Origin of the sequence: Bacillus sp. FSL R10-2780, assembly GCF_038006125.1 — a bacterium.
In the GTDB taxonomy this organism is placed as follows: domain Bacteria; phylum Bacillota; class Bacilli; order Bacillales; family Bacillaceae_G; genus Bacillus_A; species Bacillus_A cereus_U.
Genome location: NZ_JBBOUQ010000001.1, coordinates 2,541,659 through 2,557,754, shown reverse-complemented (window position 1 = coordinate 2,557,754; position 16,096 = coordinate 2,541,659). Strand labels below are relative to the sequence as shown.

Sequence of the window (16,096 nt, the reverse complement as noted above, 5' to 3'; positions counted from 1 at the left end):
TTCTGTTCCAAATGTGTTATGATGAATACTCGGAGGTGTCTCTCATGATTGTAGCGACGCTGGAAAGCGTATTGATTTTAGATAAGGCAGAGCAGCTTGCAAAAGCGATTATCTGTTCAGATATAGCAGAAGATTATCGTAAGTATTATAAGGATTTACAAGAAGATATAGAAGTTCAGACGCTAATTCAGCAATTTACAGTGATGAAAGAGCGATACGAAGAAGTGCAACGTTTTGGTAAATATCATCCTGATTATACTTTCGTTTCGACGAAAATGAGGGAATTAAAGCGTTCTGTAGATATGGATGATAAGGTTGCAGCCTTTAAAAGAGCAGAAACTGCTTTACAAAAGTTATTAGATGAAGTTAGTGTAGCAATAGGTTCTGAGGTGTCATCTTCCGTTAAAGTCCCAACAGGAAATCCGTTTTTTGATGCGGGTGGCTGTGGCGGTGGTTGTGGTACCGGAGGCGGTTGTGGTTGTAAAAAAACGGGGTAATTTACCCTGTTTTTTAGAATATAGAAGAAAACGTATACAGAGTTTGTCCTTTAATGTCATAAATTTTTGATTGGTTTTCATAAAATATAAGAATATAAGTTTTTAAAAGGAGAAGATGGAGAAGATTATGTTCGGGCAACGACAAAGTATGATTGTTTATTTACATTCATTGAAACATGCCAAGATTTTAAGGAAATATGGTAACATTCATTACATATCAAAACGTTTGAAATATGCCGTTGTATATTGTGATATGGAACAAATTGAGCATATGATGCAAAAATTGAATAAACTTCCTTTTGTGAAAAAAGTAGAACAGTCGTATCGCCCATTTTTAAAAACGGAATTCGAAAATTCGCGTCCTGATCGGGCAAAAGAATACGATTATAGCTAAATAAAAAATCCCCTGCTAAATTTAGCAGGGGATTTTTTTATTTGAAATAACGTGTTATTTCATTGGAGGAATGAAATTGTTCATTCGTAAAATACCAATTAGATGATTAAAAAATAGTTCTTTTTCAGGGAAAGTTGTTGATGGTTTTACAGTAAAGGGAGTAACTTTTTTCCCTATTTGTTCCGCCATTTCTTCAAATAAAACGACACGTTTACTTTTCTTATTTTCAAGTAAAGGAATGCCTTCACGACATATGTATAATGGTTGGAAATCACCAGTAGTTGTCGGTTTTAGTATTACAACAAGTGAACACATTTTTTTTTCGTTTTTTACAGTTTCGAATTGTAACATATGTGTTACACGTTCTTGGTTTGTTTTGGCAATTTCAAGTAATTCATATAAGTCAGAGTAGCCTTCTCCGAGTTCTATAAAGCGTTGAATCATATTTTTTCCTCCTCTTTCTTTTACTGTACCATCTCACTTTTTAAATGAAAAGTAGACAAATAAAAAAACCCTGCAAAGCAGGGCCCTTCTAATACTAGTATGTACTACTAGTAAGAAGGCAAAGGGAGAGGAGAAACCGGAGGAAGAACTTATGGGGAAACGTAAGTCTTCTCCGCGGTTGGCAACAACATCGAAGATGATGTTGTTATATTTATTTATGTCCAATCTGAATGAAGATATACATAATGAAATTAAAATTTATGTTAGGCTTTTTATTTTTCTTTTTTTTATTTTATGATAGGATAAAAAAGGTAAAGTGGAACTGATGTACATAAAGGGTTTTTGTTCGCAAATAGTGAGATGAATATGCAAGAAATAGCGAACGGTTATTTTAACTAAAGTTCTCTATAGGTTAAGTAACGAATTAGTGAAGAATTGTATGGTTTGGTAGCGGTTACTGACTTGAGATGGATTTACTGTAATCGCTCGATAGATTGAAATAAAGGTAGTGACAACAGATGAGAGTAGTTTCAGGAAAATGTAAAGGGCACCCACTTAAAGCGGTACCTGGTAATACAACACGTCCAACGACAGATAAAGTGAAAGAATCTATTTTTAATATGATAGGTCCTTATTATGATGGTGGTATCGCTCTTGACTTATTTGGTGGTAGTGGTGGTCTTGGAATTGAGGCCATAAGTAGAGGGATTGATAAAGCGATTTTTGTTGACCGAGATAGTAAAGCGATAAAAGTCATTCATCAAAATTTAGAAAGCTGTAGAATACAAGAACAAGCTGAAGTGTATCGAAATGATGCGGAACGGGCGGTAAAGGCGCTTATAAAGCGTGAAATATCATTCGATCTTATACTAATAGACCCTCCATATAAAGGTCAAAAAATTGTGTCTTTAATTAGTGTGATCGATCAACATGGATTGTTAAATAAAGATGGCATCATTATGGCAGAGCATGGGGATGACGTGGTTTTACCTGATTCTATAGGAGAACTTGTAAAAGTACGGGCAGAAAACTACGGGATTACAGCAATTTCGATTTATAAGTATGAAGGTGAGGGGACAGAATGACAAGTATAGCTATTTCTTCAGGGAGTTTTGATCCAATTACCCTTGGACATTTGGATATTATTAAAAGGGGAGCAAAAGTATTTGATGAAGTATATGTAGTTGTTTTAAACAATTCATCAAAAAAACCATTCTTTTCGGTAGAAGAACGCCTAGAGTTAATTCGAGAGGCGACAAAGGATATACCGAATGTAAAAGTTGATTCACATAGTGGATTATTGGTGGAATATGCAAAAATGCGTAATGCAAATGCAATATTACGTGGTTTGCGAGCGGTTTCTGATTTTGAATATGAGATGCAAATTACTTCAATGAATCGAAAATTAGACGAAAATATCGAAACCTTCTTCATTATGACAAATAATCAATATTCATTTTTAAGTTCAAGTATTGTGAAAGAAGTTGCGAGATATGGGGGAAGTGTAGTAGACCTTGTTCCTCCGATTGTAGAGCGTGCTTTAAAAGAAAAGTTTCAAACCCCGTTAAAGTGAACGGGGTTTTTCTTTATGAATGCGTAAAAATAATAAGATAACATATAAATATAAACAAAATAAGGTGAAGATTGGTCCGTAGTGTATAAATGATGTCCAAATATCAGTTAGTGTGTAAGAATGATTCAATAAAAATACGGGAAGATCTTCTTGCGTAGGCGAGAAAGAATGAACCTTTTCATAAAATGGCCCCCAAAATATAAAAGTGAAAATAGGAGCGAGAATACTTTGGATAATTCGAGCTAAAAAATATGGTTTAAAGCGGATATCTGTCTCCGCTAATATGCTTGCTACTTGTGCCTGAATAGAAAGGCCGCTAAATGCTAAAATGAAGCTTGTTACCATCGCTTGTTGAAGAAGTGTTGATTCATTAATTTGACTAATCATTTGGCTTCCAAGCGTCATTTCAAAAATACCGGATAATATCGGAATACTAAATTGGGATGTAAGTTGGAAGAATGATAAAATATGTTGCATAATAAAAGAAAGCGCTTCTGTAATTTCGAAAACAGTAATCATTTTATTTAAAACAGAGAATAAAATAATAAACCCACCAATCATGAGCAATGTTTGAATAGAAGAAACGATAGCGTCACCGAGTAGTTTTCCAATCGGTCTTTTTTCTTGCATACGTGTTTGGTGGAGGATGGAAAAAGGGTTTTGAAAGGCACGCTTTTGATTCGTATGTTTGTCTTTTATGTAAGTATCGTTATTACCATAAAAGCGCATAAGTAATCCGACGATAAAGTTGCTTATATAATGTGCTGCTGCTAATACGAGTCCTAATTTTGGATTATTGAAAAAACCAATAGAAACCGCTCCGAAAATAAAAAGTGGATTAGAAGAATTTGTGAAAGATACGAGTCGTTCCGCTTCGATTTGTGTTAGTTGATTGCTCTTGCGTAGTCTAGCGCTTAATTTGGCGCCAGCGGGGAATCCTGAAGCCATTCCCATTGCCCAAACAAACCCACCTACCCCTGGAACACGAAACAGTGGACGCATTAGTGGTTCTAATATAACACCGATAAATTTTACAATACCAATACTGATTAGAAGTTCCGCAATGATGAAAAACGGTAGTAGTGAAGGGAATACAACTTCCCACCATATATTTAACCCGCGAATTGAAGCTTGCAAAGCAGCTTGGGGGTGAAGTACAAGAGAAAAGGTTAAAAATAACATTGATATGGTAAGAAAAGCAGTTTTCCATTTTTCGTACATGTAAGAAAATCCCCCTTTGTCCCAAAAACGTTCATTTCAGTATACGTGGATATGTGGTGAATTTAGACCATAAGTATGAAAAAGGAATGAAAAAAATTAAAGGGTGAGAAAAATGAAGGAACCAAAAATCGGTTTAGCGCTTGGATCCGGAGGTGCAAAAGGTTTTGCTCACATAGGGGTAATAAAAGTATTAAGGGAAGCTGGTATCCCTATTCATATGATAGCAGGTAGTAGTATAGGAGCGTTAATTGGTACATTCTATGCAGCGAGTTGTGACGTTGAAAGACTGTATAAATTGGCAGCTGTTTTTAAAAGGAAATATTATTTGGATTTTACAGTTCCTAAAATGGGATTTATTGCTGGAAAACGTATTAAAGATATGATTAAAATGTTTACATATAATAAAAATTTAGAAGAGTTAGATATCCCGACGGCTGTTGTGGCTACTGACATTTTGAAGGGGGAAAAAGTTGTTTTTACAAGCGGTCCGATTGCGGAGGCGGTTCGAGCTAGTATATCTGTGCCAGGGGTGTTTGTTCCAGAGAAAATAGATGGCCGCTTATTAGTGGATGGAGGGGTAATTGACCGTATTCCCGTATCGGTTGTAAAAGATTTAGGGGCTGATATTGTTATTGCTGTAGATGTATCTCCAATTAAGGTGAATGGAGAGGTTACATCGATTTATGATGTAATTATGCAAAGTATTGAAATTATGCAACATGAACTTGTGATGAATCGGCAAATAGCATCAGATTTAATGATGCGGCCAGCAGTAGAACAATTTAGTTCGCGTGCTTTTACACATATTGAAGACATCATTCGGGTCGGAGAAGTGGAAGCAGAAAAACACATTTCAAACATTTATTTACTAATTGAGCAGTGGAAGGAGAAACATAATGTTTAAGCGTTTTCGGTTTATATATGCAATTTTAATAGGGGTTATATTGGCGATGCTACTTGTTTATGTGCGTTTGCCATACTTTGTGACAAAACCAGGTATGGCCGCAAAATTAGCGCCGTACGTGCAAGTTGACGGTGGTACTAAAGAGTCTGGTGATTTTATGCTTGTCACTGTCTCAATGGGGCCTGCAAATGTTGTGAACTTAATAGCCGCGCAATTTAATAAATATACACACATTTCGAAGGCGGAAGAAATATTGCAAAAAGGTGAGAGTGATGAAGAATATCAATTTCGTCAAGATTATGCGATGAAAGATTCACAAAACGCTGCAATTTATAATGCATATAAACGTGCAAATCGCTCTGTTTCTTTTGAAAATAAAGGTGTACTAGTGGCTGGTGTAGCAAAGGGTATGCCGTCAGAAGGAAAGCTTAAGCTTGGAGATGTTATAGTAGCTGTCGATGGAAAAATATTCGACAAGACGGAACAATTTATTGAGTATATGACAGGGAAAAAAGAAGGGGATACAGTAAATATTGAATACAAGCGGGGCGGAAAACAGTTTAAAGAAAATTTAAATGTAAAGACAATCCCTAATGGGAATGGACGTGTCGGTATAGGGGTCTCTATCGTTACGGAAAGAGAGTTAGTAGTAGATCCGAAAGTGAAAATTGATTCCCATGAAATAGGGGGGCCATCAGCAGGGTTAATGTTTACACTAGAAATTTATAATCAGCTCGTTGAAGAAGATTTAACAAACGGACATGAAATAGCTGGAACAGGTACAATCAATGATAAAGGGGAAATTGGTCCAATTGGTGGTATTCAGCAAAAAGTAGTAGCTGCTAGTGATGCAGGAGCTGAAGTGTTTTTTGCGCCAAATGAAAAAGGTGTAGAGAAATCGAATTATAAAGATGCTCTTGAAGCTGCGAAAGATATTAAAACAAAGATGAAAATTGTACCGGTGGACACACTGGATGATGCATTAACGTATTTGGAAAAAATGGGTGAAATAAAGTAAACCTCTCTGAAGAAGAGAGGTTTTTCTTATAGGAATTTTTTCATTATTTCATCATAACGAATTGGATGATGCGTTGCGTCTTGTTTTAGTAGTTGTGTCCGCAAAGGTTCTTGCATTATGGAGAAATATACAGCATTTGATTTTCGTTCTATGTCTAAAGTCGGATGTTCAAAAGTTTTTGTATGAGTAAGGATTGGAAGTTCTATTTTTTTCTTATTTTTAGAAAGATAAGTTTGTCCCTTTTGTGACATTCCGAGAAGACGGATATACGGCGCATGTTGCGCTATATTAGCTTTGTGTATTTCTTCCTTCGTTGTATTTGTTAAAATATGTGTACAAGCTCTTTGTAATCTAGTCCATGTATAACGTTTTGTTTTTAATGCTTCCATGAATGAATAGAAAGATGAACTGTTTTGTATTTTTGATAAAATACGATGCTCTAAACCTTCTTCCATTTCATATATACGTTGTAAGTCTTGAGAAGACATCGTCATAAGTTTGTATTTAAAAAATGAAAAGTATTTTTCCCAGTTATGTAACGTCCCGTAGTTTTGCTTGTAGTTTTCTAAAAGAGAAGCAGTCATTTTCGGGATAAAAGGCTCAATAGTTGTAGAGGAACTGTTTTCAATAAATAGCTGTTTGCGAATACTTGTTGCACTTGCAATATGTTGATCGTGAAATGTTTCATCATGATAATGAGAGGCGAATCTTTTTATAGTTTGTGCTTGCATGGAACTATTTTGTAAGAGAATGGCTTTAATGTACTGTAAGCCTAAAATGTTATTTGGTTGTGACATATCTACGTTTTTTTCGGGTGGTAAGATGTGTAGAAAGGCTTCAGATGTAGCTTTTGCATAACTATTACCTGCATTCATAAATTGCTTCACAAGACGATTAAAAGTCTTTTCTTCATTTTTTTGTATAGCGATGGTAGTGTAGAAATTTTCAGTTTGTCCATCTTCACTACCAAAACAAATTTCAGAAACACCAAGGGCGTTTAAAATCGAAATTGCGCCATTTGCGAAAGTTTCGGCCTTTTGTGTTGCGAATGCATAAGGAAGCTCTACAACAAGGTCTACGCCGTTTGTTAAGGCCATTTTAGTACGATACCATTTGGAGATGAGTGCGGGCTCACCACGCTGCAAAAAAGGACCACTCATAACGGCGATAATAATATCAGACTGTGTTAACTTTTTTGTTTCTTGCACATGATAAGCATGACCGTTATGAAAAGGGTTATATTCAACAACAATACCACTGGATTTTATGGTAATCTCTCCTTTCGATGTAGCATCTTTTTGGAAAACGTGATAATGTATATATTATTTCCTATGATGACTTCATTATAGTGTAAAGAAAAAACATTGACAAATATAAAATGGCTAGCTATAATTTTGTTTGTTGCCTTGAGGTGATATGATATGAAATGGTCCATCCATCAATTGAATAAATTGAGAAATAAAGGATTGACATTAAATGAAATGGTAGATGTAAGTGAGCTAAAAGAGGTCGAGAAAGATATTCGTGAAATTAATCCTGTTCATGTAACAGGAAGAGTTGATTTTGGCTCCGGTAAGTTTACGTTTCATCTACATATAACTGGAAGCATGGTTTTACCATGTTCTCGCTCTTTAGTAGATGTGACATTACCATTTGACATTAAAACAACTGAGGTGTTCCAAACTTCAGAAGAAGAATTTGAAACAGAAGCTGAAATTCATTGTTTAGAAGGAGAAGTACTTGACTTACTGCCCGTAATCAAGGAAAATATACTTTTGGAGATTCCAATGCAAATTTTCAGTGATGATGTTTCTGGTGGAGCACCGATGCAAGGTCAAGACTGGCAAGTGATTTCGGAAGAAAACAAAGAAAAGACTGTTGATCCAAGATTAGCAGGACTTGCAAAGTTTTTTGACAAATAATCGGAAGACTGGTTTAGGCCTTCATATGAAAATAATTATTTCTTTTAAGGAGGTGGGAAGAATGGCTGTACCTTTTAGAAGAACTTCTAAAACAGTAAAAAGAAAGCGTCGTACGCATTTCAAATTATCAGTACCTGGTATGGTAGAGTGCCCAAGCTGTGGTGAAGCGAAATTAGCTCACCGTGTATGTAAAGCATGCGGTACTTACAAAGGTAAAGAAGTAATCAGCAAGTAATTGCGAAAAATAAACGTAGAAGATATCTTCTACGTTTATTTTTTTTGTCTTATTCTTTATTTGTTGTATTCTATCTTTTCTAGTAACTGCATATGCTTAATAAAAAATGCATAGGGAGGACTAGAGAGATGGCGACAACAAGACAAGATGCTTGGACTGATGATGAAGATTTGCTTCTGGCAGAAGTAGTACTCCGGCATATTCGTGAAGGTGGAACGCAACTTTCCGCTTTTAAAGAAGTGGGGAGGCATTTGTCTCGTACACCTGCAGCTTGTGGATTTAGGTGGAATTCTTACGTTAGAAAGCAGTATAAAGAACGTATTGAAGAAGCAAAGCAACTTCGTAAGGTAGAAAATTATGAAGTGAAAGAGACAGCGGTATTAGAGCCAAAATCTATTACATTGAATGATGTTATTGAATTCTTGCGAAATTATAAAGATGAAAGCTCTTTAATGATGTTACAACAACAAATTGAATCGTTACAAACAGAGAAAGAACGTCTTCTGGAGCGATTATCAGTATATGAGGAAGAATATAGAACATTACTTGATTATATTGATCAAAAAAGAAGTGTAATGGTAGCAGAAAGAAATGGCGCTCGCTCGAATGGAGAATTAGAAAAATTAAAGAAATAAAAACAGCTGCGTAACAGCTGTTTTTTTTATTTCTTATGCAGATTCTTCGTTTGTAATCGCATTCGAATTTGTTTCTGGTTGCCAAATATAAAAATCACCATTAGTTACTGATACTGGCTGGAAACTTAATTTATCCCAAAAACCAGCTGACTGGATACGTGCTATCGTTTTAATTGGGAATTGTAGTTGTTGCGCATAATTAACAAGCATTTGTCCGAATCCTTGTTTTTGAAAAGTCGGCAACACTTCGAGTTTATAAAGTTCTAGGTAAGTACCTGTAATTTCAAATGGTTCTCCACCGTTCCTTTTCATGTATAGACTCATACGTGCGATTAGCGATCCTCCATAATAAATACCGTAAAATGGAGACTCACTATCATTTTCAATAATGTTTGCTTGTAATTCTTCCAACATGGATAGTTCTTGAGCTCCGCACCCTTTAAATTTTTTAAATGCATCTAATGTTTTATAATTGATGAGCAAGCGTTCAACTTTTGGGAATCCCATTACATCACATCCTTTTCTTATCTTGTTGAATACAGAAAAGTTAAAATATTTATAATAATATTATAACTCATTTTTTAATTTTTATGAAGAAGATAGAATATTTCTTTCATTATTTTTTTGAGGATTTGCTAAACTAAGAATAGAACTATGTATATAGGTAGTATATACATAGTGAAAGAAGGGGTTGCATTTGTTACAAGATAATTGAATCCTTAACTATGTAATTGTAATTTAATAAGATGTAAAGGGGGGAGGGCAAGGGAACTTATATCACTTGTTAATATGAGTTCTTTGTGTGAAGATGAAAATTGGAATTGTTGGACCGGGAGCTATTGGTCTCCTATATACATTTTATTTACAAAAAAGCAATCAAGATGTTACGTTGTTTACAAGAAACGCTAAGCAAGCAGAAGAATTAAACTTAACGGGTGTAAGTTGTATTAGGAATGGAGAACGTGAAACAGTATTTCCATCTATTTTACCGATAGAAAGTATGCTGGATAAACAGTTAGATTATACATTTATTGCTGTAAAGCAATATCATGTAACTGATATATTACCTTTTGTGCAGGGAGAATCGTCATTAATCTTTTTGCAAAATGGAATGTCGCATCTTCACGTTATGCAAAAAATAGGAAATGAACGTATAGCAGTCGGGATTGTGGAGCATGGTGCAAAAAAAGAGGATGGACATACAGTTCGTCATACTGGAATAGGTGTTACAAAGTTTGGTGTAGTGCGTGGTCAATCTAGTTGTTTTAAAAAGGTATTTAATTGTTTTCCTTTTGATTATTTTCCGATTCAGATAGAAGATGATTGGAAGGGGATTATGCGTAATAAATTAGTAGTCAATGTATGTATTAATCCATTGACGGCATTATTGCGGGTTGAGAACGGGGAGTTAATTTCAAACCCGTTTTTTTATCAAATGATGGAGCAAGTATTTCAGGAAGTTGCATTTCTTGTTAAAGAAGAAGATAGGGAAATGCTATGGCAAATGGTATGCCAAGTATGTGAAAAAACATCTCATAATACTTCATCTATGTTAGCGGACGTAAGAGCGAATAGACAAACAGAAGTTAATGCGATTGTTGGATATGTATTAGAAGAAGCTAAGGAACAACAACAATCTGTTCCGACACTTCGATTTTTGTTCAATGCAATAAAAGGAATGGAATTATAAGTGTTTTTCTTTGCTTTTACGTGAAACATTGACTACAATGTGGGTTGGTGAGAGAACAGGATACGAAAGGAAGAATTATATGGAGATAAAAGAGATCTCTGTTCCACTACAAGGTGTTGTAGCGGACTATATGAACGTTAAAAAAGAGATACAGTCATGTTTTGATTATCTGTTAACAGAGGATGCTTTTAAACAGCGTTTACATGATTTGCGTGAGAGAGAGTTCTTCCGTCAAGATTTAGTAACGCATTTATTAGAATATAATACACAATTGCAAGCGGGAGAATTTACAATTCAAAATATAAAAGCGCTTGAAGATGAAAATACATATGTAGTTATAGCTGGACAACAAGCTGGGTTATTAACTGGTCCGCTTTATACAGTGCATAAGATCATTTCAATTTTACAGCTTGCAAAAGAAAAAGAAGAGAGTTTAGGGGTTCGGGTTGTTCCTGTCTTTTGGATTGCTGGTGAAGACCATGATATGGATGAAATTAATCATACATTTGTAACGAAAAATAAAAAAATAAAAAAGACCATTTTTCATGAACGTTATCCGAAAAAGGCGAGTGCTTCTGAGTCTGAACTTTCTATTGAAGACTGTAGAAAATGGGTCGAAGAGATTTTTAAAACATATCCGGAAACGAATTTTACAAAGGATGTATTACAATTTGTTGATGATGCTTTAGGTAAATCGCATACATATGTAGATTTCTTTGCACGCCTTATTACGAAAATGTTCGCAAATTCTGGTTTAATTCTTGTAGATTCACATCATCCTGCATTAAGAAAATTAGAAGTGCCGTTTTTACAACAAATTATAAGTAAATATAAAGAAATTCAAGTAGCACTTCATAATCAACAGGAAGTAATTAAGGAATTAGGATTTAAACCGATTATTGAAACGAAGACAAATGCAGTGCATATATTTATGGAAATTGATAATGAGCGAGTATTGCTTGAAGAGAATCAAGGGAAGTTTATTGGAAAAGATGGAGTGCATTCATTTTCGTATGAAGAATTGATGGAAGAGATGGAAAGAAGTCCAGAACGTTTTAGTAATAATGTTGTAACGCGCCCTCTTATGCAAGAATATGTGTTTCCTACGTTAGCGTTTATTGGCGGTCCAGGGGAGTTAGCTTATTGGAGTGAATTGCAACAAGTGTTTCATACGGCCGGTTTCCAAATGCCACCTGTTGTTCCGCGCCTTACAATTACTTATATGGAGCGAGATATAGCGACAGATTTATATGATTTAGATTTGCGAGAAATTGATCCATTTCTAAATGATATAGATAATCTACGTGACAATTGGCTTTCTAATCAAATAGAGGAACCGATAGACGAGCGATTTATAGAAGCGAAAAAAGAAATAATGGATATCCATACATCATTACAACAATTCGTGAAAAAAATAGATCCAGGGTTAAATGAGTTTGCTGGGAAAAATGAACTGAAAATTAATGAGCAAATTGAACTGTTAGAAAGAATGTTGAAAAGAAATGTTGAGAAGAAACATGAGGTTCAACTGAATAAATTCCGCCGTTTACAATTTGCGCTTCGTCCATTAGGAGCACCACAAGAACGTGTGTGGAATGTGTGTTATTATTTAAATCAGTTCGGCCTTGATTTTGTTGACCGGGTAATGGAACAATCTTTTTCGTGGGACGGAAAACATCATGTAATAAAATTATAGAATCTTGCTCTTTTGAGCAGGATTTTATTTTTATTCTGTTGAATTAACTGTGAAGTGAAATATTTCTGAATTATTCATCTTATGTTATTGTAATGAATCGCTATGTATCAGGTATATATATATGACAAAATAGCACAAAATGTAAACGGATTATTATCTTTTTCGACAGGTTTTTGTTTAAATTCCCGCAAAAAATGATAAAATTTAGTATATAATAAAATAAAATAGCGATTTGTATAGCGTACTACCTTGTTGGAAGTTAAATGAGTCGTTCTTTAGTAGCATTTCATCCTCTAGTAGTAAATTGTGTTTGTAGAGTGAGAAATGTATTTAACATAATTAATTGGAAAAAGAGTAGGTGCAGCAATGTTCAAACACGTAACAGTACTTTTGAAAGAAACAGTAGATGGCTTAGATATAAAACCGAGTGGTACATATGTAGATTGTACACTGGGTGGAGGAGGACATAGTTCTTATTTATTATCTCAGCTAACAGATGGTGGAAAATTAATAGCATTTGATCAAGATGAAATAGCGATTCAAAATGCGAAGGAAAAATTTTCTTCTTATGGTGAACAATTTGTAACAGTGAAGAGCAACTTCCGTTATTTATCTGAAAAACTACATGAATTAGGTATCACAGAAGTAGACGGGATTTTATTCGATTTAGGTGTTTCATCCCCACAATTAGATACACCAGAGCGTGGCTTTAGTTATCATCATGATGCACCGTTAGATATGCGGATGGATCAAGATGCCCCATTAACAGCATATGATGTTGTGAACAGCTGGTCATATGAACAACTCGTAAGAATTTTCTTCCAATACGGCGAAGAAAAATTTTCAAAGCAAATAACACGGAAAATTGAAGCGTATCGCGAGAATAAGGCTATTGAAACGACAGGAGAATTAGTGGAATTAATTAAAGAAGGTATTCCAGCTCCGGCACGTAGAACAGGTGGACATCCTGCGAAGCGAGTATTCCAAGCGATTCGTATTGCTGTAAATGATGAATTAAAAGTATTTGAAGAAGCGTTGGAATCTGCAATTGGTATGGTCAAGCCTGGTGGAAGAGTTAGTGTTATAACATTCCATTCTTTAGAAGATCGTATTTGTAAAACGACGTTTAAGCGAAATAGCACAACGCCGCAATTACCACAGGGACTACCGATTATTCCGGATGAATTTAAGCCGAAATTAAAGCTTATTACAAGGAAACCGATTTTACCTTCTGACATTGAATTAGAAGAAAATAATCGAGCGCGTTCTGCGAAGTTGAGAATCGCTGAAAAACGATAAAAAGGAGAGAGAGGTATGACTAATTTAGCTGTAAAGTATAAACAACAGGCGCAAGAAGAGGTACAAATTCAAGCGCCGCCACAGCAGATGGTTAAGCCAAAAGTAAAAACGAAAATTACAAGAATTGAAAAGCTATTGTACGTAACGTTTATTGGATTTTTATTATATGCTTGTGTAGCTTTTATTGGGAATAAAGCGGGTCTATATCAAGTTAATGTAGAAGCAGCGACGATAGAAGAAGAAATTGTGAAAAAACAAAAGGAAAATCAAGAATTGCAGGCTGAAGTAGAGAAGTTAAGTCGTTATGAACGTATCGCTGAAGTTGCAAAAAAACACGGGCTAGAAATTAATGCGAATAATGTGAAAGGCCTAAAGTAAGGCAAATAGGTGTGAAGAAAAGATGAAGAGAAATATGACCAAATTTCATACCAATAAGGGAGCAGGTTATTTTATGATATTTTTCCTCCTGCTCTTTTTGCTGTTATTAGCCCGATTTTTTTACATACAAGTAACAGGAACAGTGGACAATCATGATTTGAAGAAACTTGCTGAGCAGAAACATAGTAAAAAGGGAGTTCTCGAAGCGAATCGAGGAACAATTTATGATCAAAATGGTCATGTCCTAGCGCAAGATGCAAATTCTTATAAACTTGTAGCCGAGTTAAAAGGAGCCAATGCCGTTAAGGATAAAGAGGATACTGCAAAGAAAATTGCAGGAGTACTCGGAAAAGATGAAGATAAAATTTTAGCTACTTTAAATAAAGAAGGCAGAAGTCAAGTGGAATTTGGAACATTAGGTAAGGACTTGACGAAAGAAAAGAAAGAACAAATAGAAGCATTGAAATTGCCGGGAATCTCTTTCATTACTGAAAATGCGAGGGTGTATCCAAACGGTGATTTCGCATCTTACGTCATAGGGCATGCCAGCCCTGATGAGAATGGAATCGCAGTAGGGCAATTTGGCTTAGAAAAGAGTTTAGATAAGTATTTAGGTGCTTCTAATGGTGAGGTAGCTTATACAGGGGACCGTAAAGGTGTATCTCTTGACGGTGGAAAGGTGAATGTAAAGGCGCCTAAAAATGGAGATAATGTGTATTTAACGCTTGACCAACGTATTCAAAGTTATTTAGAAGACGCAATGAAAGAAGCGAGTAAACATTATGAGCCAGAAAATTTAATTGGAATTGTAGCGGATCCAAAGACGGGAAAAATATTAGCGATGTCTAGTAAACCTAGTTATGACCCTAATGATCGTCAAATTAAATATTTCTTCAACGACGCAATTGCAAATGCATTTGAACCGGGATCAACAATGAAGATTTTCACATTAGCAGCGGCCATTAATGAAGGTGTATACAATGGACAAGACTTTTATCAGTCTGGTACATATCAAGTTGGTAATCGCAAAATAAAAGATCATAACGGCGGCGCTGGATGGGGTTCTATTACTTTTGATGAAGGGGTAGAGCGCTCTTCAAACGTAGCGTTTGCAATTTTAGGTGATCAAAAACTTGGTCCAGATCGTTTCCGAAAATATATTCATAATTTTGGATTAGATGAAAAAACAAACATTGATTTACCTGGTGAAGGGTCAAATACAATTTTATTTGATCAACAAATACAACAAGTAACAACAGCATTTGGACAAGGTTCTACAGTTACACCAATTCAACTTGTACAAGCTGCAACAGCGATTGCAAATGATGGGAAAATGATGAAACCTTATACAATTGATAAAATTGTGGATCCAATAACAGGTAAAGTACAGCTAGAGCATAAACCAGAAGAAGTAGGAAAACCTGTTTCCAAAGAGACAGCAGCGCAAGTAAGGCAATTACTAGAACGTGTTGTTACATCACCGAAAGGAACAGGGACTGCATATAAAATTGATGGGTACTCAGTCGGTGGTAAAACAGGTACAGCACAAATTCCTGACGGGAAAGGTGGCTATATGACGGGAAGAGAGAATTATATATTCTCATTCTTAGGTATGGCACCGATGGACGATCCGCAACTTGTTGTGTATGTGGCCGTTAAACAACCAAAATTAAAAGATGATGAAAACGGGGCTAAACCTTTAGCTGATATCTTTAAATATGTAACGAAAAATAGTTTAGAGTATTTAAAGATTAAGCCAAATGAAGTAAAAGACCCGAAAAAATATGTGAAAGAACAACAAACTGTCGTTCCAGATGTAACTGGAAAAACGATGGAAGAAGCGAAAAAAACAATTGATAAAGCAAAACTGCGTCCAATCGTATTAGGTGAAGGTAAAGTGCAGCAGCAAGTGCCAAAAGCAACTGAACAAACATTAAAGGGTGATCGAGTCTTCTTAGTAGGAGATAAACCTACAATGCCAAATATACAGGGGTGGGCACTGCGTGATGTTATGAATTTAGCAAAAACATTAAAGCTTAACTTAAAACCTTCTGGTACAGGGTATGTAACGGAACAAAGTGTGGCAGAAGGAACAGTGTTGCAACCTGGTACAGAATTAGGTGTAACACTCGTACCACCACTTGAGCCGCAGCAAGAAGCAGAAAAGCCATAATGGTAATAGGGAAGAAG

General features: G+C 35.4%; 18 protein-coding genes. 14 read left to right on the top strand and 4 right to left on the bottom strand.

Translation table 11 applies throughout. The features are described 5' to 3' along the window. The first annotated feature begins 44 nt into the window (after positions 1-44). Entirely contained in the window at positions 45-497 is a 453-nt protein-coding gene (locus NSQ47_RS13180) for a YlbF family regulator (protein ID WP_341037121.1), read from the top strand. A gap of 127 nt (positions 498-624) precedes the next feature. Beyond that, positions 625-891: a YlbG family protein gene (locus NSQ47_RS13175; RefSeq protein ID WP_002088292.1), complete on the top strand. Its 267-nt coding sequence runs from the start codon at positions 625-627 to the stop codon at positions 889-891. A gap of 54 nt (positions 892-945) precedes the next feature. On the opposite strand, the gene NSQ47_RS13170 is transcribed toward NSQ47_RS13175, so the two are convergent. Beyond that, the gene (locus tag NSQ47_RS13170) at positions 946-1,335 is read right to left on the bottom strand and encodes a DUF7147 family protein (protein WP_002111466.1); all 390 of its coding nucleotides are present in this window, start codon (positions 1,333-1,335) and stop codon (positions 946-948) included. 518 nt (positions 1,336-1,853) lie between these two features. Between NSQ47_RS13170 and rsmD the strand changes: the two genes are divergently transcribed. Both rsmD and coaD read left to right on the top strand, forming a co-directional pair. Beyond that, complete coding sequence (rsmD, locus tag NSQ47_RS13165) at positions 1,854-2,420, top strand: 16S rRNA (guanine(966)-N(2))-methyltransferase RsmD (RefSeq protein ID WP_002066890.1); 567 nt, start codon at positions 1,854-1,856, stop codon at positions 2,418-2,420. Beyond that, a complete protein-coding gene (gene coaD, locus NSQ47_RS13160) occupies positions 2,417-2,908 on the top strand; it encodes a pantetheine-phosphate adenylyltransferase (protein WP_000200601.1) in 492 nt (163 codons plus the stop codon). Before rsmD ends, coaD begins: the two co-directional genes overlap by 4 nt. Here coaD and ylbJ read toward each other — a convergent pair. Then, positions 2,900-4,129 (bottom strand): sporulation integral membrane protein YlbJ, encoded by a 1,230-nt coding sequence (gene ylbJ / locus NSQ47_RS13155; RefSeq protein ID WP_016106037.1) that lies wholly within the window; start codon positions 4,127-4,129, stop codon positions 2,900-2,902. The genes coaD and ylbJ overlap by 9 nt on opposite strands. Positions 4,130-4,241: 112 nt before the next feature. On the opposite strand from ylbJ, the gene NSQ47_RS13150 reads away from it, so the two are divergent. Both NSQ47_RS13150 and NSQ47_RS13145 read left to right on the top strand, forming a co-directional pair. Next, positions 4,242-5,033 (top strand): patatin-like phospholipase family protein, encoded by a 792-nt coding sequence (locus NSQ47_RS13150; protein WP_002160692.1) that lies wholly within the window; start codon positions 4,242-4,244, stop codon positions 5,031-5,033. Next, a complete protein-coding gene (locus NSQ47_RS13145) occupies positions 5,026-6,051 on the top strand; it encodes a SepM family pheromone-processing serine protease (RefSeq protein ID WP_002160693.1) in 1,026 nt (341 codons plus the stop codon). Before NSQ47_RS13150 ends, NSQ47_RS13145 begins: the two co-directional genes overlap by 8 nt. Positions 6,052-6,077: 26 nt before the next feature. Here NSQ47_RS13145 and NSQ47_RS13140 read toward each other — a convergent pair whose 3' ends face one another. After that, positions 6,078-7,319 carry a nucleotidyltransferase gene (locus NSQ47_RS13140; protein ID WP_341038235.1) on the bottom strand — a complete coding sequence of 414 codons (1,242 nt, stop codon included), beginning with the start codon at positions 7,317-7,319 and terminating at the stop codon, positions 6,078-6,080. Between the two features lie 153 nt (positions 7,320-7,472). Between NSQ47_RS13140 and NSQ47_RS13135 the strand changes: the two genes are divergently transcribed. The 3 genes from NSQ47_RS13135 (at position 7,473) to NSQ47_RS13125 (ending at position 8,843) form a co-directional block, all read left to right on the top strand. Then, a complete protein-coding gene (locus NSQ47_RS13135) occupies positions 7,473-7,973 on the top strand; it encodes a YceD family protein (RefSeq protein WP_000872151.1) in 501 nt (166 codons plus the stop codon). A gap of 61 nt (positions 7,974-8,034) precedes the next feature. Next, the gene (rpmF, locus tag NSQ47_RS13130) at positions 8,035-8,208 is read left to right on the top strand and encodes a 50S ribosomal protein L32 (protein ID WP_001984764.1); all 174 of its coding nucleotides are present in this window, start codon (positions 8,035-8,037) and stop codon (positions 8,206-8,208) included. A gap of 128 nt (positions 8,209-8,336) precedes the next feature. Then, positions 8,337-8,843: an RsfA family transcriptional regulator gene (locus tag NSQ47_RS13125; RefSeq protein ID WP_341037117.1), complete on the top strand. Its 507-nt coding sequence runs from the start codon at positions 8,337-8,339 to the stop codon at positions 8,841-8,843. 33 nt (positions 8,844-8,876) lie between these two features. Here NSQ47_RS13125 and NSQ47_RS13120 read toward each other — a convergent pair whose 3' ends face one another. Then, entirely contained in the window at positions 8,877-9,350 is a 474-nt protein-coding gene (locus tag NSQ47_RS13120; protein WP_002160696.1) for an N-acetyltransferase, read from the bottom strand. A gap of 295 nt (positions 9,351-9,645) precedes the next feature. On the opposite strand from NSQ47_RS13120, the gene panE reads away from it, so the two are divergent. From panE to NSQ47_RS13095, 5 genes are all read left to right on the top strand, one after another. Further along, positions 9,646-10,533 carry a 2-dehydropantoate 2-reductase gene (gene panE, locus NSQ47_RS13115; RefSeq protein WP_002111450.1) on the top strand — a complete coding sequence of 296 codons (888 nt, stop codon included), beginning with the start codon at positions 9,646-9,648 and terminating at the stop codon, positions 10,531-10,533. A 79-nt stretch (positions 10,534-10,612) separates the two neighbouring features. Further along, positions 10,613-12,229, top strand: a complete 1,617-nt coding sequence (gene bshC / locus NSQ47_RS13110) for a bacillithiol biosynthesis cysteine-adding enzyme BshC (protein WP_002160697.1) — start codon at positions 10,613-10,615, stop codon at positions 12,227-12,229. A gap of 366 nt (positions 12,230-12,595) precedes the next feature. Then, a complete protein-coding gene (gene rsmH, locus NSQ47_RS13105) occupies positions 12,596-13,528 on the top strand; it encodes a 16S rRNA (cytosine(1402)-N(4))-methyltransferase RsmH (protein ID WP_002111447.1) in 933 nt (310 codons plus the stop codon). Between the two features lie 15 nt (positions 13,529-13,543). Beyond that, on the top strand, positions 13,544-13,906 hold the full coding sequence (gene ftsL / locus NSQ47_RS13100; protein WP_002111445.1) for a cell division protein FtsL: 363 nt from the start codon (positions 13,544-13,546) through the stop codon (positions 13,904-13,906). Positions 13,907-13,928: 22 nt separating this feature from the next. Further along, a complete protein-coding gene (locus NSQ47_RS13095) occupies positions 13,929-16,079 on the top strand; it encodes a penicillin-binding protein (protein ID WP_445662095.1) in 2,151 nt (716 codons plus the stop codon). Positions 16,080-16,096: the final 17 nt, after the last annotated feature.

Excerpts from the sequence above, each read along its gene's own strand:
- NSQ47_RS13180 (WP_341037121.1), top strand. The coding sequence starts at position 45 with ATGATTGTAGCGACGCTGGAAAGCGTATTGATTTTAGATAAGGCAGAG.
- NSQ47_RS13175 (WP_002088292.1), top strand. The coding sequence starts at position 625 with ATGTTCGGGCAACGACAAAGTATGATTGTTTATTTACATTCATTGAAA.
- NSQ47_RS13170 (WP_002111466.1), bottom strand. The coding sequence starts at position 1,335 with ATGATTCAACGCTTTATAGAACTCGGAGAAGGCTACTCTGACTTATAT.
- rsmD (WP_002066890.1), top strand. The coding sequence starts at position 1,854 with ATGAGAGTAGTTTCAGGAAAATGTAAAGGGCACCCACTTAAAGCGGTA.
- coaD (WP_000200601.1), top strand. The coding sequence starts at position 2,417 with ATGACAAGTATAGCTATTTCTTCAGGGAGTTTTGATCCAATTACCCTT.
- ylbJ (WP_016106037.1), bottom strand. The coding sequence starts at position 4,129 with ATGTACGAAAAATGGAAAACTGCTTTTCTTACCATATCAATGTTATTT.
- NSQ47_RS13150 (WP_002160692.1), top strand. The coding sequence starts at position 4,242 with ATGAAGGAACCAAAAATCGGTTTAGCGCTTGGATCCGGAGGTGCAAAA.
- NSQ47_RS13145 (WP_002160693.1), top strand. The coding sequence starts at position 5,026 with ATGTTTAAGCGTTTTCGGTTTATATATGCAATTTTAATAGGGGTTATA.
- NSQ47_RS13135 (WP_000872151.1), top strand. The coding sequence starts at position 7,473 with ATGAAATGGTCCATCCATCAATTGAATAAATTGAGAAATAAAGGATTG.
- rpmF (WP_001984764.1), top strand. The coding sequence starts at position 8,035 with ATGGCTGTACCTTTTAGAAGAACTTCTAAAACAGTAAAAAGAAAGCGT.
- NSQ47_RS13125 (WP_341037117.1), top strand. The coding sequence starts at position 8,337 with ATGGCGACAACAAGACAAGATGCTTGGACTGATGATGAAGATTTGCTT.
- NSQ47_RS13120 (WP_002160696.1), bottom strand. The coding sequence starts at position 9,350 with ATGGGATTCCCAAAAGTTGAACGCTTGCTCATCAATTATAAAACATTA.
- bshC (WP_002160697.1), top strand. The coding sequence starts at position 10,613 with ATGGAGATAAAAGAGATCTCTGTTCCACTACAAGGTGTTGTAGCGGAC.
- rsmH (WP_002111447.1), top strand. The coding sequence starts at position 12,596 with ATGTTCAAACACGTAACAGTACTTTTGAAAGAAACAGTAGATGGCTTA.
- ftsL (WP_002111445.1), top strand. The coding sequence starts at position 13,544 with ATGACTAATTTAGCTGTAAAGTATAAACAACAGGCGCAAGAAGAGGTA.
- NSQ47_RS13095 (WP_445662095.1), top strand. The coding sequence starts at position 13,929 with ATGAAGAGAAATATGACCAAATTTCATACCAATAAGGGAGCAGGTTAT.